Origin of the sequence: Burkholderia reimsis, assembly GCF_003294055.1 — a bacterium.
Lineage (GTDB): Bacteria > Pseudomonadota > Gammaproteobacteria > Burkholderiales > Burkholderiaceae > Burkholderia > Burkholderia cepacia.
The window spans coordinates 46351-71176 of the sequence record NZ_QMFZ01000039.1 but is presented as its reverse complement, the minus strand read 5'-3'; the positions used below and the strand labels follow the sequence as shown (position 1 = coordinate 71176).

The following is a 24826-nucleotide window of genomic DNA, read 5'->3' as shown; positions in this document are numbered from 1 at the left end:
CTTACGACCGCTTGGACGAGGGTTGAATGAAGCGCTTCAGCGCAGACAGGCCGGAGGCCGGTCGCGCAGCGGTCGATCTGACCGACACGCCGGGCAGCCGCGCGGCGAGCGACTCGAGCGCGCGCACGTACGGGTCGCGCTCCGTCACGTCGACGATGAGCCGGCCCTGGTTTGCCGCATGGCCGATCGCGACGCGGCGCGACGGCAACGTACCCACCAGCGCAAGACCGAGACGCTCGGCGATCTGTGCAGGCGTCAGGTCGAGTGCGGGATCGTACTGGTTGACGACGAGCCGTACACGATCGGTATCGACACCCGCGTCGCGCAGCCCTGTGAGCAGATCGGCCGCGGACACGATCGACGCGACGCCCTGGTCGCAGACGAGCCAAGCTTCATCGGCCGACATCGTAATCTGGGCAACGAACTCACGGTTCGAAAAACCACCGAGATCGACGATCTGCTGATCGAAAAATGCGCGAAACCGGTTCAGCACGCCAGCGCACGATGCATACGAGACATCACGCAGCCCGCCGAGATCGGCCGGCAGTGTCGTCAATGCAACACCGCTCCCATGCCGGGTCAGTGCGGCATTCACGAAGGTTCGGTCGATGCGACGCAGGTTGTGAACGGCATCGATGAAATGGAATTCGCAGCGGGTGTTCAGGAACAGCGCACCGTCGCCTGCCGGCAGCCCCAGGTCAACGAGGGCGGTCTGGCGACCGGCCGGCGTGCCGCCATTCGACTCGCCGGGCGCCCCCGGGCTCACCGCGTGCTTCTGCAGCCACACGGCGAGATTCGCCGCGAGCGTACTCACGCCCATGCCGGCGCGCGCGCCAAGCAATGCGACGAGCTTGCCGTGACGGCTTGCCGGCTCGCCGACGTTTGCCAGCAGCCCGCGCGTCGTGCGCAACGCCTCTTCCGCCGCAGCCGACACGTCGATGAAATCACGCACACCGGCGCGCAATGCGGCGAGCGTGCTCTCCGGCTGTGCGAGCGAGCCGAGTGCGATGATCGGCAGCCCCGGATGCGATGCACGTACCGCCGCCGCGACCACGCTCGCAGCCGCGTTGCCGTCGGAAAAATCGATGAACACGAGCGCCGGATTGAGCCCCGTGATGCGCTGAGCAAGCACACCCGGCTCGAGCGACGCGGCCTCGACCGCACCGGCCGATACGAGCGTATCGGCCAGCCAGCGGACATGCGCCTCGTGCTGTGACGCGCAAACGAAATAGTCGGTCACGGCGGGTTCACACAATGACTGGATTCGCGCATTCATGTCGAACACCCCCGACTACACAAAGCGTGGCGACGCGTCGCAATCCGCGAGACATCCCACTCATTTTGAAAACCCCGGAGCGGCGTCCGGCGACGCAGCTCCGCCCAGATACGATTTCCAGACCGGTCCATCGTGCTGCTCGGACAACTCGCCGGGTGTTGCGGGCAGCACGGCCCCCTTGGAGATCGGCGCGACAAGGTGAGGAGTCACGATGATCAGCAATTCCTTGTCGTTTTGCTGATAGTTCAGATTCTTGAAGAACGTACCGATAATCGGCAGATCGCCCAGCAACGGCACCTTGCTCACGTTCGACATCGTCTGGCGATCGATCAGACCGCCGATCACGAAGCTTTCGCCGTCGCCGAGCTCGACGGTCGTATCCGCGCGGCGCGTCGTGATACCAGGCACCGCAACGCCACTGATCGTCACGCTGTTCACAAAATCGAGCTGACTCGACTCGGGAGCAACCTTCAACGCGATCCGGTTCGGGCTCAGGACCGTCGGCATCAGCGAGAGCCCGACACCGTATTGCTTCCACTGGATCGCGGTCGAGCCGAGCCCTTGCGGTGACGGCACCGGAATCTCGCCGCCCGCGAGAAAGCTCGCGCTCTGCCCGGACAGCGCGACGAGCGTCGGCTCCGCCAGCACGCGAGCGAGATTGTTCGCCTCGAGCAGTGACAGATCGGCAAAAATGCCGCGCCCGGCGGCGTTCACGACCAGGTTGAACGCCGACGCGACCGGCGATCCGAGCGTCGGAACGTAACCTGCGGTACCTGGGCCGGACCCTCCGCTATACGACTGCACGCCCCCCGGCGAAAACGATCCGAACGAAAAGCCGTTGCTTTGCTTGAAGAAATTGAACCCGACTTGCTTGAGCACCGAACGGCTGAATTCGACGACCCGCACGTCGACCTGCACGACGCTCTTGCCGGGAACCGTCGAGCGGTCGATCACGGCCCCCTTCCCGCTCGTGTTCTTGCCGACCGCGGCCGCACGCGCATGTGCCTCGAGCGACGCCGACGAGCCTTGCAATACCGCCGTTCCGCCGTAGGCATTCACGCGCGGCGTAGAGCCGTCGAGCACCGCTTGCGCGGCCGCGTCGACGACCTCGACATTCCAGACCGTCGGCTCGTCGTGACCACGCTCCCACAACATGACGTTCGTCGCGCCGGGCGCCTTCGCGGTAAGCAGCACCGATCCCGAGCGGCTCCCCTTCATGATCAGCACGTCGGCTATCGCAGGATCGCCGACCGCGACACGCTGCAGCGTGCGGCTCGCCGAAATCTGCCTTTGCGCGCCGACCGCAAGCTCGATCGTGCCGCTCGCAGTCGCGAACGATGCGAAAGTCATGGTGAAGATGGCAATCGCGAATGCACTCAGTGTTTTTTTCATCGTTTGGTAGACCGTCGCGCGGCCTTTTACTTGTCGTCGCTAATATCGATGGCCGTCGATGTCTTTCAATAGGCAACCGTTTCCGACCGGCCGCCGCGGATCACTTCGATGTTGCCGCCCCCCCCGCTCGGCCGCACCACCGGCAGCAAACGCGGCGGTAACGGCGGCACGTTCACATTGGCCACCGGCGCTCTCGTTGTACCGGACAGTTGTTGCAACGAAACGCCCGCTGCAGCCAGTGCCGACGGCGACAGCTTGTTGTCCGTACGTACCGCAACCGTCTGTACCGCAAGCTCGTCGTCACGCGGGTTGCGCAAGGCGAACGTCAGCCGGCCGCTCGCTTCGCCGAGCGTCAGCGCGTCGACCTGCGCGGTCGGTACCGCGAGCACCGCGATGCGGACACCGGCCGGTTGCCCGTTGCCACCGTTGTTGTTCCCGCTGTCGCGATCCGCTGTCGCATCACCGAACGACAGCACACGGACCTTCGACAACAGAAGACGCGCCTGCGACTGCGAGACCTCGCCGTCAAGCATCGTGCCGCCGCCTTCACGCTTCAGATTCAGGAACACGTCGACATAATTGCCGGGCCGCAGCCGGTTGCCGACTGCATTCGATTCGTCGACGCGAACTGCAACCGCGCGCTCGCCGGGCTGTACGTCCTCGGCAAGCCCCGATACCAGCGCATCCGCAACGACCGGCGCCGAGGCCGGGATCTCCCGAACAGGCACGCGGCCGACAAGCGGAACGGGATCACTGAACGCGCCCACCGGTACTAGCGCAGTCGACTGGATCTTCAGCGCGTCAGCCGGAATCGGCTGACCGCCCGGCAAGGTCCGCGTCGCAATCACGACGGGTACGGCTGTTGTCGTCGCAGCTTGCTGGACCGGCACGGGACGCGAAGCGCTTCGTCCAAGCACCCAGGCATAGATTCCAAGCAGAACAGCGATCGCAATCAGCAGCCCCGCAATGATCTTCGTTACGTTGTTGGCCATGTTGTCGAATGGATGCAGGAATAAAAACCAGTTAGCTTCTTGCGGCGTGATTCGTGGATGACATGCTCATAGCATGGTCTGCGGGATCTGCACCACTGCAGTGCCCGTCAAAGGTGCCGTCATGAAGGCCCCCAGCAACGGCATGATCGTCATCCAGCTGTCCGGCGTATAGCTCACCGTGACCGTCAGGCAGTACAGCAACGGCGTCGGTGTCCCGTTGTAGTTGCACTGCTGCGCCACAACGTTGGGCGGACTACTGTTCAGCCAGCCAAGGACATTCTGGGTCGTCGTCTTCGCGTTCGCGACGCGTGTCGTGAGATCCGGTGCGTAGCTCAATCCAGCGCGCGCGCCCTCGCTTGCCGCCAACGTCAAGCTCTGCTGAATGACAAAAATCATCCCGAAACTCAGAATCGCGTAGAAGATCACGAAGAACAGCGGAAACACGATCGCAAACTCGACCGCTGTCGCTCCGCGTTGCCGCCGACGTCCTCGCCATGCGTTCTGTCGTTTCATCGCACGCCCCCCGTTGCGGCAAGATAGAGCAGCCATACGGCAGCCGGCACCGCGAGGCATGCGGCATAGGGCGTTGCCCGATATCTCCCGAGTCTCAGTGCAGGCTCGCGCGGTCGCCACAAGCCTCCGAGCGAGGTGCGCGACAGCACCATCAGCACGAGCGCGTGCAGGCTGGCAGCCAGACTGGCGGCCACCCACAGCCACAGCAGCGCATGCACACCACACCAGATGCCGAGCACGGCAAAAATCTTTACATCTGCTGCGCCCATCACGCGCAGAAGGAAGAACGGCATAAGCCCAATCAGGCCGACCAGCATGCCGGCCCCTGACTGAAGCATGGAAATGCCAAATGGATTCGCGGCCACGCATGCGCCGGCGAACCCACTGACCAGTCCGACCAGAACAAGCGCGTTCGAAATACGGCGGAAACGAATATCGCTGACCACGACAAAACCTGCCCAGGTCAGAAATACCCCGCTAAAAATAAGATGTCCCATCGCGCCACGATCCGCAGCAAATACGAGGGCAAGCGGATTACCGAAGCAATCCGCCCGCTACTGCGCCAAGACGACTTCCGAAAAAGAAGTGGTCAGCTTAGCCCGCCGGGGTTGCCCGGATCGCGTTGGCAGAACAGTTGGTAGCCGAAGGGGAGGACACGCAAGTGCCAAGATTAGTGAACATATTGCCGAGGCTGCTGCCGATGTTCGTCACCCCGGCAACGATTGCAACAGCAATCAGACCCGCAATCAGACCATACTCGATCGCGGTAACCCCGTCTTCTTCCTTAAGGAAGCGCTTGATGAGTGCTTTCATTTTATTCCTCGTGCCTGTATTTACGTTCGTTGGCCTTTTATACGTATACATCCCCGCATATCTGGCCGGTTGCCCCGCGCTGTTCGCCACATCTGCTGTAACGACAACCAGGTGCACTTTCTTTATAGATTGCCCCGAGGGGCATGGCTCACCATTTGATGCAAGTTAACATTCGCGATAGCAACCCTCCTCGAACGTTGTGTACCGAACCGTACATTTCCTTACATCTGCTTCGGATTCTATATCCGATCCTATTTAAGTTCCAACCTCTTTTAACGACTTGGATCGAAAAAAATGACCAGGAGCACAACGTATTTGTACGGCGTTTCGGTACGACTTACACATAGGATTTACGATAGGTTAGATGTGCACACCTAATCCATCTGTAAAACAGTTGCCTCGTCCACCAAGCCTGCTCGGCCTCCCACGTTACGTTGCACGCGTAACGCCAATGTTGTGACGTTACGTTACGAAACGATCGAAATCGTTCTCATTCGTCTGCACTTAAACAGATTCAACAATCTTTCAATTCCCATAACTTCCTTTTCTGACAAGGAATTGCCTCGTTTAAAACCTGTTGCCGAACCGTCGGGCATCGAAATGGCACGACAGTTGCAGAGTAGTCCTCGCACCACTCAACACAACGCAGTTCACAACACATGTTAATGCGAGGACAAAATGGACATTAAGGTTATCCCTCATGGCGTGTTCCGGACGACTCTGATCGCGGCCACCGTTGCAGCCATGCTTTCCCTCTCCGCGTGCGGCGGCTCGGGTTCCATCAGCCAGGGTCTTGGCGGCGGCTCGAGCTCGGGCGGCGGCGATACGATCTCCACGTCCGGCACGAGCGGAACTTCGGGCTCGTCGGGCACGAGCGGAACTTCGGGTACCAGCGGCACCAGCGGCACCTCGGGTACCAGCGGTACGTCCGGCACAAGCGGGACCTCCGGTACCAGCGGTACGTCGGGCACGAGCGGCACGTCCGGTACGTCCGGTACGTCGGGTGTGTCGTCGAACCCAGTGGGAACTGTCCTCGCAAGCAGCAGCAACATCTTGACGGGTGTCGGCGGAACCGTCTCGGGCCTCGGTTCCGTCATCGGCAGCCAGACGCTGCCGGGCGTCAACCCGGCCACCACACAAGCCGCGGGCGGCATCGTGCAAAGCGTCGGCGGCGCAGTGACTGCACTCGGCAATGGCCTCGGCAACGGTCTCGGTCAGCTCGGCGCGACGAAGGACCCGGTCGGCACCACGCTCGCCAGCACGGGTGGCGTCGTCAACCAGCTCGGCAGCGCAGTCACGCAAACGGGGACCCTGGTCTCGAGCCTCGGCAGCGGCCCGCTCTCGCCGCTCGCACCGGTCACGGGCGCCGTCGGCGGCCTCGTGTCGACGCTCGGCGGTGCCGTCTCGAACGGCGGCAATACCCTCACCAACGCACTGTCGACCGGCCCGATCCAGCAGGTCACGCAGACGGTCAGCTCCGCCATCACGCCGATCACGACGATGGTCGGCCAGACGACCCAGACGATCGGCACGGCAACCGGCCTCGGCGCGCCCGTCAACACGCTGCTCGGCACGGTCGGCAACGGCCTGAACCAGGCCGGCGCCCTGCTCGCGTCGACGGGCGGCAACCCCGTCACGACCGGTCTTGGCAACACGGTCTCGTCGACGGGCAACACCGTGAAGGCCGTCGGCGGCCTGCTCACGGGCGGCACCGGCGGCGTAACCAACCCGCTCGCGCCGCTCACCGGCCTCGTCTCGACGGTCACCGGCGCACTCGGCGGCGCAACGGGTGGCGGCAGCGGCCCGCTCGCACCGGTCACCGGTCTCGTCTCGACGGTCACGGGCGCACTCGGCGGCGCAGCAGGCGGCGGCAGCGGCCCGCTCGCACCGGTCACGGGTCTCGTCTCGACGGTCACGGGCGCGCTCGGCGGCGCAGCTGGCGGCGGCAGCGGCCCGCTCGCACCGGTCACGGGTCTCGTCTCGACAGTCACGGGCGCGCTCGGCGGCGCAGCTGGCGGCAGTGGAGGCCCGCTGGCACCGGTCACCGGCCTCGTCTCGACGGTCACGGGCGCACTCGGTGGCGCAGCAGGCGGCAGCGGCGGCCCGCTCGCGCCGGTCACCGGCCTCGTCTCGACGGTCACGGGCGCACTCGGCGGCGCAGCAGGTGGCAGCGGCGGCCCGCTCGCACCGGTCACGGGTCTGCTCGGTACCGTGACGGGCGCCCTCGGCGGCGCAACAGGCGGCGCAGGCGGCAGCAGCCCGCTCGCCCCGGTGACGAACGTCGTGTCCACGGTAACGAGCGCGGTCGGCGCACCGGCATTGACCGGCGGCACGGGCGCCGTCACGAACTCGGGCTCGGCGTCGAATCCGCTCGCACCGGTCACGTCGCTGATCGGCGGCCTGCTCGGTGGCACGCACGGCAAGTAAACCAACATCCATCAATCGACAAGACAGCGAGGAGTCAATCATGTCCCAGCAACGTTCTCTCACGACAGCCGCCCTGCACCAGTGGCGCGTGCCCCTCACGGCCTTCGCCGCAGCCTGCCTGCTGGCCGCCTGCGGCGGCGGCGGCGTGAGTTCGCCGCCGACCAGCAGCAACAACAACCCCAGCAGCACGAGCGGTACACCGAGCACGAGCGGCACCAGCGGCACGTCCACCGGCACCAAGGGCGTCGTCAGCACGGTTGGCCAGACGGCCACCGACCTCGGCAGCACGGTCGGCAACATCACCGTGCCCGGCCTCGGCGACGGTGTGACGAAGGGCGTCGGCAGCACGCTCTCCAGCACGGGCACGATCGTCGGCGCAGCTGCCGATGCCGTGAGCAACGGGCTGGGACAGATCGGTACGACCAAGGATCCGGTCGGCACGACCGTCGCGGGCCTCGGCAACGTGGTCGGCGCGACGAGCAACACGGTGTCCGGCCTGAGCTCGACGGTCAAGGCGCTCGGCACGGGGCAACTCGCGCCGCTCGCGCCCGTCACGACGCCAGTCGGCACCGTGCTCGACACGGTGGCCAATGGCTTGACGGCTGCCGGCACGACGATCGGCTCGACGCTGTCGTCGGGCGCCGTGCAGCAAGTGACGCAGCCGCTCAGCTCGGCGATCACGCCGCTCGTGATTACCGCAGGCCAGGTCACGCAACAGGTCGGCACGACGACCGGCCTCGGCCAACCCGTCTCGGGTCTGCTCGGCCAGGTCGGCGGCGCGATCAGCTCGGCCGGCAAGCAGGTTGGCGGCACGTCGAGCCAGCCGCTCGTCGGCGACGTCGGTCAGCTCGTGACGGCGGTCGGCAACACCGTGACCAACGCGGGCGGCCTCGTCAACCCGAACGGCCCGAACGGCGCGGCGCCGATCCCCGGCCTGATCACGAGCCTCGTCGGCGGCTCGACGGCGACCGTGCAGAACGGCACGTCGTCGGGTTCCGGCTCGACGAATCCGCTCGGCGGCCTGCTGTCGGGTCTCGGCTCGACGCCGCTCGGCTCGCTCACGGGCGCACTCGGCGGCGCGACCGGCGGTTCGGGCAGCAGCCCGCTCGCGCCCGTCACGGGCCTCGTCTCCACCGTTACCGGCGCACTGAGCGGTGCGGCGGGCGGTAGCGGCGGCCCGCTCGCCCCCGTCACGAATCTCGTGTCGACGGTCACGGGCACGCTCGGCGGCGCAACGGGTGGCGCAGGCAGTGCAAACCCTCTCGCGCCTGTCACCGGTTTGCTGAATACTGTCACCGGAGCAGTTGGCGGCGCAGCGGGATCCGGGGGAGCGAGCCCGCTCGCACCGGTCACGTCACTGGTCGGCAGCGTCACGGGAACGGCAACGTCGGGCGGCGGCTCGACGGGCCTGCTGGCACCGGTAACGGGGTTGCTGGGTACGCTGGGTAGCGTTGGCAAGTAAGGAGGACGGTCGCACCTTCGCAGCCGGAGCGGAGGGTGCGACCGTACAAACACAACCGGCATTGCGGCACGCGGCGCGCGGCACCCTGGTGTCGCGCGCCGGCATTACAAAGAAGACGAAAAGCAAGGCCTACGAGGAAGAACAATGAAATCCAGACTCGACAGATGGATGATGCTGCTCGCCGCCATCGCGGCAGCCAGCACGGCACAGGCACAAACGCGCGTCGGCGGTAACCCGCTCGACTCCCTGCCCCAGATCAACGCGCCGAAAACCGGCCCGAACGTAACCGTGCAGGTCGCGCCCCAGGCACCGCAACTGCAGGAGCTGCTGTCGCGCCACCTGACACCGACGACCTTCCAGGTCGAAGGCGTAAAGTCGGTACCGTTCGAGGAAATCTCGCGTCGCTTCACCCCCCTCGTCGGCAAGGACATCACGATCGGCGATCTGATCGAAACCGCCAACGGCGTGACGAAGCTGTACCAGGAACGCGGTTACGCGCTGTCGTTCGCGTTTGTTCCCGCGCAGACGTTCGAGAACGGCGTCGTGCGCATCACGGTTGTCGAAGGCTATGTGTCGGACGTCAAGGTCACCGGCAAGCCCGGGGCAATGGAATCGAAGATTCGCGCGATCGCAGCGCATATCACCGACGATCGCCCGCTGCGCCGCGCAACGTTCGAGCGCTACGTAAACACGTTCGGCCTCTTGCCCGGCCTCACGGTGAAGGCGAACGTACCACCGCCGCAAACCACCGACGGCGCCACGACGCTCGAACTTGCCGTCGACCGCAAGGCATTCAACGTCAGCACCGGTATCGATTTCAACCACCCGGGCGTACAGGGCCTCATCACCGCGACCGAAAACGGCCTCACGAAGTTCGGCGAGCAGCTGAGCATCTCCGCACTGGCGCCGCCGGGGCGTGACAAGCAGACCTACTTCGCGTTCAGCGGCGCGGTGCCCGTCGGCAGCAGCGGGCTGATCACGCGCCTCGATGCAAGCACCTATCGCGGCAAGCCTACTGACAATCCGGGCCTGCCGTCGTCCGTCCAACGCACCGTCAAGAACGAGAAGCTTGGTCTTTCGGCATCCTATCCGATACTGCTGAACAACCAGCGCAGCTTGCTCGGCACTGTGTCGGGTTATGCCGCACACAACGAAGACCGCTACCAAAGCCAGACCAACGGCAATACCCTCGAAAACCGGTCACAGGTCCGCGTGATGCAATTGCAGCTCGACTACACGAGCGTCGAACCGAAGCAGGTGCGAAAACTGAGCGTCAACGTCGCCAAGGCATTCGACATCCTCGGTGCATCGAAATCGCAGACTGGCGTGGTTAACGGTGTGGGGGTTACATACGCCGACCCGACGTCGCTGACCTTTGTCCGTACCGGCGCGACCTTCACGCAAACCAACGAATGGCCGTTCCGGATCGGCACGTCAGTCTCGCTGACCGGGCAATACAGCCCTGACTCACTGCCGACGTCCGAGCAGATCTCGTTCGGCTCGACGCGCTACGCGCTCGGCTATCAGCCGGGCGAAGCGTCGGGCGACTCGGGATGGGGGATGTCGCTGGAGGTCAACCGTGGCTTCACGCCGGGCTGGACGTATATGAAGTCTGTAACGCCGTACATCGCCTACGACATGGCGCGTGTGTACCTGCATTCAGGCACGCCGTCGCCCAACCGCATGTCGTCGGTCGGCATCGGTGTGCGTTTCACGGACAGTCGCTTCTACAGCCTCGACCTGAACGTCGCGAAGCCGGTGGGTGACGCGCCAGTCGAAAGCGCATCACGCAGCCCGCGCATCAACGCCGCATTCTCGTATCAGCTCAACTGATCGGTCACCAAACAGCCCGCGCCATGCAGGCTGTTTCGATTAGAGCCCCCTCTATCAAACGTGGCGCGCGGTTTCACGTATTCTGGCGAAGCTCGCAACATGCCCGCCCCATGCAGACGGTCGTGCGGGCAAATCGAACACGACATGCAAAACAAGGAGGACGACAATGATTCAACTGACCCGCCCGTTGCGTGCAATCGCCTTCGCCGGCGCACTGCTCGCTTGCGCCGCCCCCACGTTCGCACAGGCAGACAGCCCCATCGGCATGTGGCAGACGATCGACGACAACACCCATCAGCCGAAGGCACTCGTGCAGATCGCCGAGGACGGCGACGGTGCGCTGACCGGCAAGGTCGTCAAGGGCCTCGGCGCGAACGATACGCCCGATCGCCGCTGCACCGCCTGCACGGACGAGCGCAAGGATCAGCTCATCAAGGGCATGACGATCATCAAGGCGATGAAGAAGGAAGGCGACCACTGGGACGGCGGCAACATTCTCGACCCGGAGAACGGCAAGGTCTACAAGTGCAAGATGACGCTCGAAGACGGCGGCCAGAAACTCGTCGTGCGCGGTTATATCGGTGTATCACTGCTCGGCCGTTCGCAGACCTGGGTTCGCCAACAATGACGCGCGGCGCGCGCTGAAACGCGCGGCTCGATGAAAAAACCGGCCTGACGATGAATTCGTCAGGCCGGTTTTCTTTTGGTGCGCGTGTCGGCGCAAACAACGCAGTAAACAGCAGACATCAGGCTGCGTGCTTCATCGCACCCGGCGCATAACTGCCCGGCGTGCGACCCACGGGTACCACGCCGCTGCGCGCCTCCGCCGCCTTCGATTGCGTATGCTTGCGCATCCGCACCGACAATTCATTGCACAGGTTCACGCCCGAATCGCCGTAGAGTTCACGCATCACGCTCATCAGCGTGCCCGTCTCGTGCCAGACCTTGAAGCGGCGATGGCATGTCTGATACGAAGGGTAACGGCGCGGCATCGCCGACCACGTTGCGCCGCTGTAGATGACCCAGAGCACGCCGTTCATCACGGCACGGGTATTGGCCAGCGGCCGACCGCGCAACTCGGTGCGCGGCTGCATTTCGGGCAGAAGCGGCGCGACGCGGCGCCACTCGTGGTCGGTCAGATCGCGATACGGTGTCATGGACATCTCCAGCCTTGGTAACCATGACACAACGATATCGGCTCACCTCAACCATGAATATAAGACAAGTCCGAAAATACCCCGAGATCGCCTGAATTTGACCGGAATTGACGTTTGAATACCGCCAATTGCCGGAAATCGCACTCAGGTCAGCGACGTATCGACGATGCGGCGCGGCGTTTCGAGATACTCCTTCGACTGCATCTCGACGATGCGCGAGACCGTACGCGCAAACTCGTTGGCCATCGGACCTTCGACGTACAACTGCTCCGCCGGCACCGCCGCGGACATCAGCAGCTTGACCTTGTGGTCGTACAGCACGTCGATCAGCCACGTGAAGCGGCGCGCCTCGGACGCCATCCGCGGCGACATCTGCGGTACCTCGGACAGCACGATCGCGTGGAACCGGCTCGCGAGTTCGAGATAGTCGTTCTGCGAACGCGGGCCGCCGCACAGCGTCGCGAAATCGAACCATACGACGCCGTCCGCCTTGCGCAGCGCCTTCAGCTCACGCTTCTCGATATGCAGGAGCGGGCTTTCATCGGGTACCGCCGCAAGCTTGCCGAACGCATGGCGCAGTTCGCGATCGGCGTCCGCGCCGAGCGGCGTGTGATACATCTTCACCTGCGCGAGCGTGCGCTGGCGATAATCGACGCCCGCGTCGACGTTCAGCACGTCGAGCTTGTCCTTGATAAGCGCAATCGCCGGCAGCATGCGGTCGCGATGCAGACCGTCCGGATACAGGTCGTCGGGATCGTAGTTGGACGTCATCACGAACTGCACGCCGTTGTTGAACAGGCGGTCGAGCAGACGGTACAGGATCATCGCATCGGCAATGTCCGACACGTGGAACTCGTCGAAGCAGATCAGGCGGTAGCGCTTCGCGATACGCCGCGCGAGTTCGTCGAGCGGATCGGCCTGCCCTTTCAGTTCCTCGAGCTCGCGGTGGACTTCGCGCATGAATTCGTGGAAATGCAGGCGCGTCTTGCGCTGCACGGGCACGACCGCGTAGAAGCTGTCCATCAGGAAGCTCTTGCCGCGACCGACGCCGCCCCACATGTAGACGCCGCGCGGGAGGTCGGGATGATTGATGAGCTTCTTGAATGCGTTCGAGCGGCGCGCCTTGTACTCGACCCACTCGTCGAAACATTGCTGCAGGCGATCGACGGCCGCGCGCTGCGCGGGATCGGACTGATAGCCGCGCGTGGTCAGTTCGCGCGTGTAGTATTCGGTGACGTTCATCGGGCAAACCGGAAAAAACGAAGGCGGACGGGAAACCCCGCCCGCCCTCGTCATGAGACGGCTGCGCCGGCCGATGGCCGGCCGGCGCTATACCGCGCTCAGCTGTTCAGCGAGCGCTTGTCGACGGCGAGCGCCGCTTCGCGCATCACTTCCGACATCGACGGGTGCGGATGGCAGATACGGGCGATGTCTTCCGACGCCGCCTTGAATTCCATCGCCACCACGGCTTCCGCGATCAGGTCCGACGCGTTCGCGCCGATCACGTGCACGCCGAGCAGTTCGTCGGTCTTCGCATCCGCGATCATCTTCACGAAACCGTCCGGCGCGTTCATGCCGAGCGCGCGGCCGTTGATCGAGAACGGGAACTTGCCCGACTTGATCTCACGGCCTTCCGCCTTCAGCTGCTGCTCCGTCTTGCCGACCCATGCGATTTCCGGGTACGTGTAGATCACCCACGGAATGCAGTTGTAGTCGATGTGCGGCTTCTGGCCGTCGATCACTTCCGCGACCAGCACGCCTTCGTCTTCCGCCTTGTGCGCGAGCATCGGGCCGCGCACCACGTCGCCGATCGCGTAGACGTTCGGCACCGCCGTGCGGCAGTGGTCGTCCACGTCGATGAAGCCACGCTCGTTCGCCTTCAGGCCGATTGCCTCGAGGCCGAGGTTGTCGGTGTTCGGCACGCGGCCGACCGACACGATCAGGCGGTCGGCGTCGAGCGTCTGCGCGTTGCCGTCCTTGTCCGTGTAGGCGATCGACACGCCGTCGGCGGTCGTCTTCACTTCGCCGATCTTCACGCCGAGATGGATGTCGAGGCCCTGCTTCTTGAACAGCTTGGCCGCTTCCTTCGCGAGCGCTTCGTCGGCTGCGCCGAGGAATGCCGGCAGCGCCTCGAGCACCGTCACTTCGGCACCCAGGCGACGCCACACCGAGCCGAGCTCGAGGCCGATCACGCCTGCGCCGATCACGGCGAGCTTCTTCGGCACCGAGTCGAACGTCAGCGCACCTTCGTTGTCCGACACGATCTTGTTGTCGACCGGGATGCCCGGCAGGTGACGCGCCTTCGAGCCCGTCGCGATGATCACGTTCTTCGCGGTGACGACTTCGGTTTCACCCTCGCCGCTCACTTCGATCTGCACGCCGGCGTCGGTCTTGCCGGTGAACTTGCCATGGCCCTTCAGCCAGGTGATCTTGTTCTTCTTGAACAGGAACTCGATCCCGCTCGTCATCTTCTCGACGATCGCGTCCTTGCGGCCGAGCATCTTCGCGACGTCGATCTTCACGCCGTCGACCGTGATGCCGTGGTCGGTCAGGTGATGCGACGCGTTCTCGAACTCTTCCGACGACGCGAGCAGCGCCTTCGACGGGATGCAGCCGACGTTCAGGCAGGTGCCGCCGAGCTTCAGCGCGCCGGCCGGGTTCTTCCACTTCTCGATACAGGCAACGGTCTTGCCGAGCTGCGCGGCGCGAATCGCGGCGATGTAGCCGCCGGGGCCGGCGCCGATCACGACGACGTCAAATTCCTTGGACATGACAATCCTTTCTACTTGTACGCCTGCACGTTCGCGCGCGGGCGCGAACGTGCAGAACGGGTCGATGCAGTGAGACTCGGCTTACAGGTCGAGCAGCAGGCGTGCCGGATCTTCCAGCGCATCCTTCATCGCGACGAGCGACAGCACGGCTTCGCGGCCGTCGATGATGCGGTGGTCGTACGACAGCGCGAGGTAGTTGATCGGGCGGATCACGATCTGGCCGTTTTCAACGACCGGACGCTCCTTCGTCGCGTGCACGCCGAGGATGGCCGATTGCGGCGGGTTGATGATCGGGGTCGACAGCATCGAGCCGAACACGCCGCCGTTCGAGATCGAGAACGTACCGCCCGTCATTTCCTCGATCGACAGCTTGCCGTCCTTCGCCTTCTGGCCGAATTCGGCGATCTTCTTCTCGATCTCGGCGAGGCTCAGTTGATCCGCGTTGCGCAGGATCGGCACGACGAGGCCGCGCGGCGAGCCGACGGCGATACCGATGTCGAAGTAGCCGTGGTAGACGATGTCGTTACCGTCGATCGACGCGTTCACGAGCGGGAACTTCTTCAGTGCGTGGACAGCGGCCTTCACGAAGAACGACATGAAGCCGAGCTTCACGCCATGTTCCTTCTCGAACTTGTCCTTGTACTTGTTGCGCAGCTCCATGACCGGAGCCATGTTGACTTCGTTGAACGTCGTCAGGATCGCGTTGGTCTGCTGCGATTCGAGCAGACGCTCGGCGATACGCGCACGCAGACGCGACATCGGCACGCGCTGTTCCGGACGGTCGTTGAGCCACGTCGTCGCCGACGCCGGCACCTTCACTTCCGGCAGCGACGGCTTCGCCGCAGCCTTTGCCGGTGCGGCAGCCGGAGCGGCCTTCGGTGCGCTGCCCGCGGCCAGCGCGTCGCCCTTCGTGACGCGGCCGTCGCGGCCCGAACCTGCGACGTCGCCCGCCGACAGGCCCTTCTCTGCCAGCAGCTTCGACGCGGCCGGCGATGCCGTAGCCGAGCTCGATGCCGTTGCGGTAGCCGGCTGTGCTGCCGGTGCGGCTGCAGCAGGCGCTGCGGCCGGCTTGACTTCGGCCGCGCCCGCAGCAGCTTCGGCTGCACCTGCCTTCGCTTCCGTATCGATCGTAGCGATCAGTTGATCGGCAACGACGGTGTCACCGTCGTTCTGCAGCACTTGCGCGAGCACGCCCGCGGCCGGTGCCGGCACTTCGAGCACGACCTTGTCGGTCTCGAGTTCGATCAGGATTTCGTCCTGCGCGACTGCTTCGCCCGGCTTCTTCTTCCACTGCAGCATGGTGGCTTCCGAAACCGACTCCGAAAGCTGGGGGACTTTGACTTCTACGATAGCCATGTGATTTTCCTGGATGCTTAATCTGGGGTGTGACGAGGTTCGTGCGATTCCTTCGGCCGGTGCGGCGCGCAGCGCGCCCGGCGAGCCAAAGGAGACGGGAAAGCGCGCTGCGCCTTCCCGTTTCGCTTCCGTCGGTTATTTCGCGATCGATGCGCTCTTCAGGCGGCCGAAAGCACCTTCGATGAGGGCCTTCTGCTGCTCGTAGTGCTTCGCGTAGTAGCCAACCGCCGGCGAGGCCGAAGCCGGACGGCCGCTGTATGCCAGCTTCTGCCCTTCCTTCATGCCTTCCTTCAGGTGGTGCTCGACGTAGAACCAGGGGCCCTGGTTCTGCGGCTCGTCCTGCACCCAGACCACTTCAGTCGCGTTCTCGTACTTCTTGATTTCGGCTTCGAACTGCTTGTGCGCGAACGGATACAGCTGCTCGATACGGATGATCGCGACGTCGTTCGCCTTCGCTTCGCGGCGGTGCGCGACGAGGTCGTAGTACACGCGGCCCGAGCACACCAGCACGCGCTTGACCTTCTTCGCGTCGATGCCGCCGTCGGTTTCGCCCAGCACCGGCTGGAACGAACCCTTCGCGAGTTCCGACAGGTCCGACACGGCTTCCTTGTGGCGCAGCAGCGACTTCGGCGTTGCGACGATCAGCGGCTTGCGGAACAGGCGGATCATCTGGCGACGCAGCAGGTGGAAAATCTGCGCCGGCGTCGTCGGTTGAACGACCTGCATGTTGTGATCGGCACACAGCTGCAGGAAACGCTCGATACGCGTCGACGAGTGTTCCGGACCCTGGCCTTCGTAGCCGTGCGGCAGCAGCATCGTCAGACCCGACACGCGGCCCCACTTCACTTCGCCCGACGAGATGAACTGGTCGATCACGACCTGCGCACCGTTGACGAAGTCGCCGAACTGGGCTTCCCACAGCACGAGCGTGTTCGGCTCGGCGGTCGAGTAACCGTATTCGAAGCCCAGCACCGCTTCTTCCGACAGCACCGAGTCGATCACCGTGAACTTCGCCTGACCGTCGGCGATGTTCTGCAGCGGCACGTACGTGCCGTCGTTCCAGCGCTCGCGGTTCTGGTCGTGCAGCACCGCGTGACGGTGCGTGAACGTGCCGCGGCCCGAGTCCTGGCCCGTCAGGCGCACCGAGTAGCCCGATGCGACGAGCGACGCGAACGCGAGGTGTTCACCCATGCCCCAGTCGAGCGGCTGGTCGCCACGCGCCATGTTGCGGCGGTCGTTGATCACGCGCTCGACGAGCGGGTGAACCTTGAAGTTTTCCGGGACCGTCGTGATGCGTTCGCCCAGGCGCTTCAGTTCGGCGAGCGGCACGGCCGTGTCGGCTGCATCCGTCCACTTGCGGTTCAGGAACGGAACCCAGTCGACCGCGTACTTGCTCTTGTAGTTCGACAGGACCGGATCGACCGTGTGGTGACCGTCGTCCATCGCCTTGCGGTACGCCTTCACGTAGTTGTCGGCGTCTTCCGCGGTGATCACGCCCTGCTGCACGAGCTTCTCGGCGTACAGCGCACGGGTGCCCGGGTGCTGTGCGATCTTCTTGTACATCAGCGGCTGCGTGACCGCCGGCGTGTCCTGCTCGTTGTGACCCAGCTTGCGGAAGCAGACGATGTCGATCACGACATCCTTGTGGAACTGCATCCGGTAGTCGATCGCGATCTGCGTCGCGAGGATCACGGCTTCCGGATCGTCGCCGTTCACGTGCAGCACCGGCGCCTCGATCATCTTGACGACGTCGGTACAGTACAGCGTCGAGCGCGCGTCGCGCGGGTCGGACGTCGTGAAGCCGATCTGGTTGTTGATGACGATGTGCAGCGTGCCGTGCGTGCCGTAACCGCGCGTCTGCGCGAGGTTCAGCGTTTCCATCACGACGCCCTGGCCAGCGAAGGCCGCGTCGCCGTGGATCTGCACCGGCAGCACTTGCAGGCCGTCTTCGTCGCCGCGACGATCCATCCGCGCCTTCGCGGAACCTTCGACCACCGGGTTCACGATTTCGAGGTGCGACGGGTTGAACGCGAGCGACAGGTGGACCGGGCCGCCTTCCGTCGACACGTCCGACGAGAAGCCCTTGTGGTACTTCACGTCACCTGCCGGCAGGTCGTCGACGTGCTTGCCTTCGAATTCGGCGAACAGGTCGGCCGGCATCTTGCCCAGCGTGTTGACCAGCACGTTCAGACGGCCACGGTGCGCCATGCCGATGATGATTTCCTGCACGCCGCGCTTGCCCGCGTGCTGGACGACTTCGTCCATCGCCGCGATGAAGCTTTCGCCGCCTTCGAGCGAGAAGCGCTTCTGGCCGACGTACTTGGTATGCAGGTAACGCTCGAGGCCTTCGGCGGCCGTCAGGCGATTCAGGATGTGCTTCTTCTCGTCAGCCGAGAAGTTCGGCGTCGCGCGGGTCGATTCCAGACGCTCCTGCCACCAGCGTTTCTGTTCCGGGTCGCTGATGTACATGTACTCGGCGCCGATCGTGCCGCAGTACGTGTCACGCAGGCCCTTGACGATGTCGCGCAGCGAAGCCTGGTCGAAACCGAAATACAGGTTGCTTGCGCTGTACGTCTGGTCGAGGTCGCCTTCGGAGAAGTCGTAGAACGCGGGTTCGAGTTCGGGAATGGCGGGACGTTCGCGACGCTTCAGGGGATCGAGATTGGCCCATTGCGAGCCGAGGAAGCGATAAGCGCTGATGAGGGACTGCACGTGCACTTGCTTGCGCGCCGCAGCAAGGTTGGTGCTGCTTTCGCGCGGGATGAAGGCATTGGCCTTCGCACGCTCGGCGAACGATTCGACGATCGGGAAATGAGCGACGTCATTGGCATTCGAGCCGTCCGTTGCAGGCACGTTCTGCAGCGCGTCGAAATACTCTCGCCAGTTCTCCGGCACCGATGCCGGATTGTTGAGGTATGCATCGTACAGTTCTTCAACGTACGAAGCATTGCCGCCGAACAGATAGGAGTTCAGCTGAAACTGCTTCATTACATCTGACATTTTACGCTCACCTTTCTTCGAGCTTCTCGAGAAATAGCGGGTTACTCAACCTTCCGCGACACGGCCTGACCGTTTAGCGGATTGCGAATCAAGTCTTGCTTGGAAGGACCTAAAACTTGCGTGCGCGCAGCATATCACAGAACCGATACCGGAGTTCACGGCGAAATGTGCCTGAAAGCACCGCGCGACGGGGTTTTGCCGGATTGCCACGACCCGCGGGAACAGTGTTTTGCAGCGCACCCGGTTGCACATCGTTCAGATGCAAAAAAGGCCACCCGAAGGCGGCCTTTTTCGTCCCGCACGGAAACGATCGACGCTTAGTCGACCGCGCCTTCGCGGCTCGCGCGGCGACGCTCGTGCTCCTTCAGGAAGCGCTTGCGCAGGCGGATCGACTGCGGCGTCACTTCGACGAGCTCGTCGTCGTCGATGAATTCGACCGCGTACTCGAGCGACATCTGGACCGGCGGCACCAGGCGCACGGCTTCGTCGGTGCCCGACGCACGCACGTTGGTCAGCTGCTTGCCCTTGATCGGGTTCACGACGAGGTCGTTGTCACGGCTGTGGATGCCGATGATCATGCCCTCATAGAGCGCATCGCCCGGCTTCACGAACATGCGGCCGCGATCCTGCAGCTTCCACAGTGCGTAGGCGACCGCTGCGCCGTCGTCCTGCGAGATCAACACGCCGTTACGACGCTCGAAGACCGAACCGTCCTTGACCGGTGCGTACGAGTCGAAGATGTGGCTCATCAGGCCCGTGCCGCGCGTGAGCGTCAGGAATTCGCTCTGGAAGCCGATCAGGCCACGCGCCGAGATCTTGTACTCCAGACGCGTGCGGCCACGGCCGTCCGATGCCATGTCGAGCATCTCGCCCTTGCGGCGGCCGAGCTCTTCCATCACGCCACCCTGGTGCTCGTCCTCGACGTCGACGGTCAGCAGCTCGTACGGCTCGTGACGCACGCCGTCGATTTCCTGCATCACGACGCGCGGACGCGACACGGCCAGCTCATAGCCTTCACGGCGCATGTTCTCGACGAGAATCGTCAGGTGCAGTTCGCCGCGGCCCGACACTTCGAACACCGTTTCGTCGCCGGTGTCCTTCACGCGCAGCGCGACGTTGTGGTTCAGTTCCTTCATCAGGCGGTCGCGGATCTGGCGGCTCGTCACGAACTTGCCTTCGCGGCCGGCGAGCGGCGACGAATTGACGAGGAAGTTCATCGTCAGCGTCGGCTCGTCGACGGTGATCATCGGCAGCGCTTCCGGCGTATCGACCGCGCAGATCGTTGCGCCGATACCGACGTCTTCAATACCGTTGATCAGCACGATGTCGCCCGCTTCGGCCGATTCGACCTGCACGCGCTCGAGGCCCGTGAACGACAGCACCTGGTTGATCTTGCGGTTCAGCACTTCGCCTTCCGGGCCGAAGCGCATCGCGACCGGCTGGCCCGGCTTGATGCGACCGCGCGTGATGCGGCCGACGCCGATCCGGCCGACGTACGTCGAATAGTCGAGCGACGTGATCTGCAGTTGCAGCGGCGCGTCCGGATCCGCCGGACGGACCGGCACGTGCTCGAGGACTGCCTCGAACAGCGGGCGCATGTCGCCTTCGCGCGCAGCCGGGTCGAGCGACGCATAGCCGTTCAGGCCCGATGCGTAGACGATCGGAAAATCGAGCTGCTCTTCGGTTGCGCCGAGCTTGTCGAACAGGTCGAAGGTCTGGTTGATGACCCAGTCGATCCGCGCACCCGGACGGTCGATCTTGTTGACGATGACGATCGGCTTCAGGCCGAGCGCCAGCGCCTTCTTCGTGACGAAGCGCGTCTGCGGCATCGGGCCCTCGACCGCGTCGACGAGCAGCAGCACCGAGTCGACCATCGACAGCACGCGCTCCACCTCGCCGCCGAAGTCCGCGTGCCCCGGCGTGTCGACGATGTTGATGTGCGTGCCTTCGTACTCGACCGCGCAGTTCTTCGCGAGAATCGTGATCCCGCGCTCCTTTTCGATGTCGTTCGAGTCCATCACCCGCTCCGCAATCTGCTGGTTCTCGCGGAAGGTGCCGGACTGGCGGAGCAGTTGGTCGACGAGCGTGGTCTTGCCGTGGTCGACGTGGGCGATGATGGCGATATTGCGAAGGGCGCGGGTCATAGAAACCTGGAAATCGTTTGAACGCGCAAAAGCGCCCGCTCGTTTTTCACGGGCGCGCGCATTGCAGCTTGGAAAGCCACAAATTATAGCACGTGAGAATGTCGGCAACCGACCGGCACGTTGCAACGCAGCAGGCTGGCCGACACACCCTCCCCTCGAACGCGCCAATCTGTCGACGCCCATGTCGCCGTCGGGCACAAAAACCTTATTGATATGAGGGATTTTTGCGACGCAAAGCGCGCCCGTTGCCGTTCGATTAACATTTGCCGCGGCAAACAACTGTGCCTATACTGCTGCCTAGTCAACTATTGCAGCTTCAGGGTTTTATGTCGGATTCTTCTACCCCATCCCCCGTTTCGCCGCTGTCCACGTATCAGATGAACGACAGCGTCGGTTATCTGATGTCGCGCGTGAAGTCGGTGATGACCAACCTCGTCACGCAACGCACGCAGGAAGAACTCGGCATCACGGGCACGCAGGCGAGCATGCTGTTCATGATCGCGGTCGGCAAGTGCTCGACGGCCGCCGAGCTTGCCCGCGAGTACGGGATCGACGCGAGCGCAGTCACGCGCCTGCTCGATCGGGTCGAAAAACGCGGCCTGCTGTCCCGTGTCCGGAGCATCGAGGATCGACGTGTCGTGCGCCTCGAGCTGACCGACGAAGGCCGCGCGCTCGCCGAACGGCTGCCGCCGATTTTCCGCAGCGTGCTCGACCAGGTGCTGGACGGGTTCACGCCGGAAGAAGTCGGGTTCCTGAAGAGCATGCTGCGCCGCATTCTCAGCAACTATTGCGAGACCGCCGGCGGCAGCATCACGTAATAGTTGCCATAACAATTACTTTTGACAGATTAATGTAAGGAAATCCTTGCAGTGTCCATCATTCATTCCGAGTCAGGGATCAGCGCGATGAAATCCTCCCCGTTGTCCGTGCGCGCCGGGTCGTGCCGCACCGCCCTCGCCGTCGCGGTCGCCGCACTGGCGTTGGCGGGCTGCGCGAACTACATCGGCATCAAGAGCGACAAGCAGATCGCCCCCGCGTCGCAATTCGAATCCGCCCAGAGCCTGCCGGCCCAGGGCGGCCAGTGGCCGGCGCTCGACTGGGCCAGCCAGTTCGGCGATCCGCAACTGCCGAAGCTGATCGACGAAGCCCTGCAGGGCAATCCGTCGATCGCGCAGGCACAGGCGCGCATCGCAAAGGCGTCGTCGTACATCGAATCGTCGCGTTCGAACCTGATGCCCAAGGCGGAAGCCAGCTATTCGTGGACGCGTGAGCTGTATTCGTCGAACGCGCTGTTCCCGCCGCCGTACGGCGGCCAGTGGTACAGCGAGAACAACGCGCTCGCGAGCGCGTCGTGGGAACTCGACCTGTGGGGCAAGAACCGCGAGCGCCTGCACACTGCCGTGTCGCAGGAAAAGGCGGCCGAAGCCGACATGCAGCAGGCACGCATCACGCTCGCGTCGTCGGTCGCACGCACCTACAACTCGCTCGCGCAGCTCTATGCGCTGCGCGATATCGCCCAACGCGAGATCACCAACCGCGAGACGGTCGGCAAGATCACCGACGGCCGCGTGTCGGCCGGCCTCGACACCAACGTCGAACGCCAGACGGCCCGCGGCAATATCGCGACGACCCAGGCTTCGCTGTCCGATCTCGATGGGCAGATCGCGACGGTGCGCTACCAGCTCGCGGCACTGCTCGGCAAGGGCCCGGATCGCGGGCTGCAGATCGCGGCGCCCGTGATGAACCCGAGCGGCGAAATCGCACTGCCCGGCAACCTGCCGGCCGATCTCGTGTCGCGCCGCCCCGACATCGTCGCCGCGCGCTGGCAGGTCGAAGCCGCGATGCACGACGTGAAGGAAGCGAAGGCCGAGTTCTACCCCGACGTGAACCTCGCGGCCGGTTTCGGCTTCGATGCGTTCGGCTGGGGCAAATTCCTGAACTTCGCGAGCCGCCAGGCGCAGTTCGGCCCGGCGATCCACCTGCCGATTTTCGACGCCGGCGCGCTGCGCGCGCAGCTCAAGGGCCGCTACGCGGACTTCGACCTGTCGGTGGCGAACTACAACCAGACGCTGATCAGCGCGCTGAACGACGTCGCGACGCAGGTCGCGTCGATCCGCGCAGTCGATCGCCAGATGGGCGATGCGCAACGTGCCCTCGACGCATCGACGCGCGCATACGACCTCGCGGTCATCCGCTACAAGGCCGGCCTGTCGCCGCAGCTGCAGGTGCTGACCGCGGACAGCAACCGCCTCGCATCGGAGCAGACGGTGACCAACCTGAAGATGCGCCGGCGCGACATGCAGCTTGCCCTGATCAAGGCGCTGGGCGGCGGGTTCGACGCGACCGGCACGCCGCTTGCCGCGCCCGACGCCGACAAGCCGACAAAACAGGCCGCCAACTGATCCGGCGCCACCACTACGCAGACACTCGAAATAACGGACGGAGAAAATCGCCATGAGCGACCAACAAAACGCCGCCAGCGCGCAGCCGCAGAACAACGGCAAGCGCAAACGGATGATGACGCTGCTCGTCGCGGTCATCGTGATCGCGGCCATCGCGTATGGCCTGTACTACTTCCTCGTCGCCCGCTTCCATGAAGGGACCGACGACGCGTACGTGAACGGCAACGTCGTGCAGATCACGCCGCAGGTCACCGGCACCGTGATCGCGGTGAAGGCCGACGACACGCAGACGGTGAAGGCCGGCGATCCGCTCGTCGTGCTCGACCCGGCCGACTCGCAGGTCGCGCTGCAGCAGGCCGAAGCCAATCTCGCGCAGACGGTGCGCCAGGTGCGCGGCCTGTTCGTCAACGACGACCAGTATCGCGCGCAAGTCGCGCTGCGCCAGTCCGACCTGTCGAAGGCCGAGGACGACCTCCGTCGCCGCGTGGCCGTCGCGCAGACGGGCGCCGTGTCGCAGGAAGAAATCTCGCACGCACGCGACGCCGTGCGCGCCGCCCAGGCATCGCTCGACGCCTCGCAGCAGCAACTCGCGTCGAACCGCGCGCTGACCGCGAACACGACGATCGCATCGCATCCGAACGTGATGGCCGCAGCCGCGAAGGTTCGCGACGCGTACCTGGCGAACGCGCGTAACGTGCTGCCCGCACCGGTCACCGGCTATGTCGCGAAGCGCTCGGTGCAGGTCGGCCAGCGCGTGTCGCCGGGCACGCCGCTGATGTCGGTGGTGCCGCTGAACGCGGTGTGGGTCGATGCGAACTTCAAGGAAGTCCAGCTCAAGCACATGCGCATCGGCCAGCCGGTCGAACTGACGGCCGACATCTATGGCTCGTCGGCGGTCTACCACGGCAAGGTGGTCGGCTTCTCGGCAGGTACGGGCTCGGCGTTCTCGCTGCTGCCGGCGCAGAACGCGACGGGTAACTGGATCAAGGTCGTGCAGCGCCTGCCGGTGCGTATCGAACTCGATCCGAAGGATCTCGACAAGCACCCGCTGCGCATCGGCCTGTCGATGCAGGTCGACGTGGACATCAAGGACGAACGCGGCGACCAGCTCGTGAACGCACCGAACACCGTCTACGAGACCAACGTGTTCGCGAAGTACGGCGACGAAGCGGACGCCGAAATCGCCCGCATCGTCGCCGAGAATGCCGGCGGCAACGCACCGGCGCCGGCTGCGGCGAAGTCGAACGCCGTCGCGAAGATGATGTAACCGTTCCGACTCCGGAAAGAC

Annotated in this window: 19 protein-coding genes; 7 read left to right on the top strand and 12 right to left on the bottom strand. The window is 64.3% G+C overall.

What is annotated here, in order from left to right; genetic code table 11:
- Nucleotide 1: 1 nt before the first annotated feature.
- The 6 genes from DPV79_RS33170 to DPV79_RS33145 form a co-directional block, all read right to left on the bottom strand.
- Nucleotides 2-1276, bottom strand: coding sequence for a fimbrial protein (locus DPV79_RS33170; protein ID WP_042977061.1), 1275 nt, complete (start codon nt 1274-1276; stop codon nt 2-4).
- 60 nt (nt 1277-1336) lie between these two features.
- Entirely contained in the window at nt 1337-2668 is a 1332-nt protein-coding gene (locus DPV79_RS33165; protein WP_021162466.1) for a type II and III secretion system protein family protein, read from the bottom strand.
- Between the two features lie 65 nt (nt 2669-2733).
- Entirely contained in the window at nt 2734-3660 is a 927-nt protein-coding gene (cpaB, locus tag DPV79_RS33160) for a Flp pilus assembly protein CpaB (protein ID WP_021162465.1), read from the bottom strand.
- Between the two features lie 66 nt (nt 3661-3726).
- A complete protein-coding gene (locus tag DPV79_RS33155; protein WP_113047433.1) occupies nt 3727-4173 on the bottom strand; it encodes a TadE/TadG family type IV pilus assembly protein in 447 nt (148 codons plus the stop codon).
- Entirely contained in the window at nt 4170-4670 is a 501-nt protein-coding gene (locus DPV79_RS33150) for an A24 family peptidase (protein WP_042977049.1), read from the bottom strand. The genes DPV79_RS33155 and DPV79_RS33150 overlap by 4 nt, the downstream gene beginning before the upstream one ends.
- 97 nt (nt 4671-4767) lie before the next feature.
- Nucleotides 4768-4986, bottom strand: coding sequence for a Flp family type IVb pilin (locus tag DPV79_RS33145; protein WP_021162462.1), 219 nt, complete (start codon nt 4984-4986; stop codon nt 4768-4770).
- Nucleotides 4987-5664: 678 nt separating this feature from the next.
- Between DPV79_RS33145 and DPV79_RS33135 the strand changes: the two genes are divergently transcribed.
- The 4 genes from DPV79_RS33135 (at nt 5665) to DPV79_RS33120 (ending at nt 11336) form a co-directional block, all read left to right on the top strand.
- A complete protein-coding gene (locus DPV79_RS33135) occupies nt 5665-7413 on the top strand; it encodes a collagen-like triple helix repeat-containing protein (protein ID WP_059855361.1) in 1749 nt (582 codons plus the stop codon).
- Between the two features lie 40 nt (nt 7414-7453).
- Nucleotides 7454-8875 carry a collagen-like triple helix repeat-containing protein gene (locus DPV79_RS33130; RefSeq protein WP_021162387.1) on the top strand — a complete coding sequence of 474 codons (1422 nt, stop codon included), beginning with the start codon at nt 7454-7456 and terminating at the stop codon, nt 8873-8875.
- 144 nt (nt 8876-9019) lie between these two features.
- A complete protein-coding gene (locus DPV79_RS33125; RefSeq protein ID WP_021162389.1) occupies nt 9020-10708 on the top strand; it encodes a ShlB/FhaC/HecB family hemolysin secretion/activation protein in 1689 nt (562 codons plus the stop codon).
- 166 nt (nt 10709-10874) lie between these two features.
- A complete protein-coding gene (locus DPV79_RS33120; RefSeq protein ID WP_021162390.1) occupies nt 10875-11336 on the top strand; it encodes a DUF2147 domain-containing protein in 462 nt (153 codons plus the stop codon).
- A gap of 118 nt (nt 11337-11454) precedes the next feature.
- On the opposite strand, the gene DPV79_RS33115 is transcribed toward DPV79_RS33120, so the two are convergent.
- The 6 genes from DPV79_RS33115 to typA form a co-directional block, all read right to left on the bottom strand.
- A complete protein-coding gene (locus tag DPV79_RS33115; protein ID WP_059484293.1) occupies nt 11455-11865 on the bottom strand; it encodes a transposase in 411 nt (136 codons plus the stop codon).
- 144 nt (nt 11866-12009) lie between these two features.
- The gene (gene zapE / locus DPV79_RS33110; protein WP_027787679.1) at nt 12010-13107 is read right to left on the bottom strand and encodes a cell division protein ZapE; all 1098 of its coding nucleotides are present in this window, start codon (nt 13105-13107) and stop codon (nt 12010-12012) included.
- 98 nt (nt 13108-13205) lie between these two features.
- Entirely contained in the window at nt 13206-14636 is a 1431-nt protein-coding gene (gene lpdA / locus DPV79_RS33105) for a dihydrolipoyl dehydrogenase (protein WP_048020748.1), read from the bottom strand.
- Nucleotides 14637-14717: 81 nt separating this feature from the next.
- Nucleotides 14718-15992: a 2-oxoglutarate dehydrogenase complex dihydrolipoyllysine-residue succinyltransferase gene (gene odhB, locus DPV79_RS33100; protein ID WP_042977010.1), complete on the bottom strand. Its 1275-nt coding sequence runs from the start codon at nt 15990-15992 to the stop codon at nt 14718-14720.
- 135 nt (nt 15993-16127) lie between these two features.
- Entirely contained in the window at nt 16128-18992 is a 2865-nt protein-coding gene (locus tag DPV79_RS33095; RefSeq protein ID WP_021162396.1) for a 2-oxoglutarate dehydrogenase E1 component, read from the bottom strand.
- A gap of 317 nt (nt 18993-19309) precedes the next feature.
- Nucleotides 19310-21136: a translational GTPase TypA gene (gene typA / locus DPV79_RS33090; RefSeq protein ID WP_021162397.1), complete on the bottom strand. Its 1827-nt coding sequence runs from the start codon at nt 21134-21136 to the stop codon at nt 19310-19312.
- A 326-nt stretch (nt 21137-21462) separates the two neighbouring features.
- Between typA and DPV79_RS33080 the strand changes: the two genes are divergently transcribed.
- From DPV79_RS33080 to DPV79_RS33070, 3 genes are all read left to right on the top strand, one after another.
- Nucleotides 21463-21954: a MarR family winged helix-turn-helix transcriptional regulator gene (locus DPV79_RS33080; RefSeq protein ID WP_042977011.1), complete on the top strand. Its 492-nt coding sequence runs from the start codon at nt 21463-21465 to the stop codon at nt 21952-21954.
- An 87-nt stretch (nt 21955-22041) separates the two neighbouring features.
- A complete protein-coding gene (locus DPV79_RS33075; RefSeq protein ID WP_113047432.1) occupies nt 22042-23538 on the top strand; it encodes an efflux transporter outer membrane subunit in 1497 nt (498 codons plus the stop codon).
- Between the two features lie 52 nt (nt 23539-23590).
- Nucleotides 23591-24805 carry an HlyD/EmrA/EmrK family protein gene (locus DPV79_RS33070; protein WP_059526464.1) on the top strand — a complete coding sequence of 405 codons (1215 nt, stop codon included), beginning with the start codon at nt 23591-23593 and terminating at the stop codon, nt 24803-24805.
- Nucleotides 24806-24826 lie beyond the last annotated feature (21 nt).

Excerpts from the sequence above, each read along its gene's own strand:
- DPV79_RS33170 (WP_042977061.1), bottom strand. The coding sequence starts at position 1,276 with ATGAATGCGCGAATCCAGTCATTGTGTGAACCCGCCGTGACCGACTAT.
- DPV79_RS33165 (WP_021162466.1), bottom strand. The coding sequence starts at position 2,668 with ATGAAAAAAACACTGAGTGCATTCGCGATTGCCATCTTCACCATGACT.
- cpaB (WP_021162465.1), bottom strand. The coding sequence starts at position 3,660 with ATGGCCAACAACGTAACGAAGATCATTGCGGGGCTGCTGATTGCGATC.
- DPV79_RS33155 (WP_113047433.1), bottom strand. The coding sequence starts at position 4,173 with ATGAAACGACAGAACGCATGGCGAGGACGTCGGCGGCAACGCGGAGCG.
- DPV79_RS33150 (WP_042977049.1), bottom strand. The coding sequence starts at position 4,670 with ATGGGACATCTTATTTTTAGCGGGGTATTTCTGACCTGGGCAGGTTTT.
- DPV79_RS33145 (WP_021162462.1), bottom strand. The coding sequence starts at position 4,986 with ATGAAAGCACTCATCAAGCGCTTCCTTAAGGAAGAAGACGGGGTTACC.
- DPV79_RS33135 (WP_059855361.1), top strand. The coding sequence starts at position 5,665 with ATGGACATTAAGGTTATCCCTCATGGCGTGTTCCGGACGACTCTGATC.
- DPV79_RS33130 (WP_021162387.1), top strand. The coding sequence starts at position 7,454 with ATGTCCCAGCAACGTTCTCTCACGACAGCCGCCCTGCACCAGTGGCGC.
- DPV79_RS33125 (WP_021162389.1), top strand. The coding sequence starts at position 9,020 with ATGAAATCCAGACTCGACAGATGGATGATGCTGCTCGCCGCCATCGCG.
- DPV79_RS33120 (WP_021162390.1), top strand. The coding sequence starts at position 10,875 with ATGATTCAACTGACCCGCCCGTTGCGTGCAATCGCCTTCGCCGGCGCA.
- DPV79_RS33115 (WP_059484293.1), bottom strand. The coding sequence starts at position 11,865 with ATGACACCGTATCGCGATCTGACCGACCACGAGTGGCGCCGCGTCGCG.
- zapE (WP_027787679.1), bottom strand. The coding sequence starts at position 13,107 with ATGAACGTCACCGAATACTACACGCGCGAACTGACCACGCGCGGCTAT.
- lpdA (WP_048020748.1), bottom strand. The coding sequence starts at position 14,636 with ATGTCCAAGGAATTTGACGTCGTCGTGATCGGCGCCGGCCCCGGCGGC.
- odhB (WP_042977010.1), bottom strand. The coding sequence starts at position 15,992 with ATGGCTATCGTAGAAGTCAAAGTCCCCCAGCTTTCGGAGTCGGTTTCG.
- DPV79_RS33095 (WP_021162396.1), bottom strand. The coding sequence starts at position 18,992 with ATGTCAGATGTAATGAAGCAGTTTCAGCTGAACTCCTATCTGTTCGGC.
- typA (WP_021162397.1), bottom strand. The coding sequence starts at position 21,136 with ATGACCCGCGCCCTTCGCAATATCGCCATCATCGCCCACGTCGACCAC.
- DPV79_RS33080 (WP_042977011.1), top strand. The coding sequence starts at position 21,463 with ATGTCGGATTCTTCTACCCCATCCCCCGTTTCGCCGCTGTCCACGTAT.
- DPV79_RS33075 (WP_113047432.1), top strand. The coding sequence starts at position 22,042 with ATGAAATCCTCCCCGTTGTCCGTGCGCGCCGGGTCGTGCCGCACCGCC.
- DPV79_RS33070 (WP_059526464.1), top strand. The coding sequence starts at position 23,591 with ATGAGCGACCAACAAAACGCCGCCAGCGCGCAGCCGCAGAACAACGGC.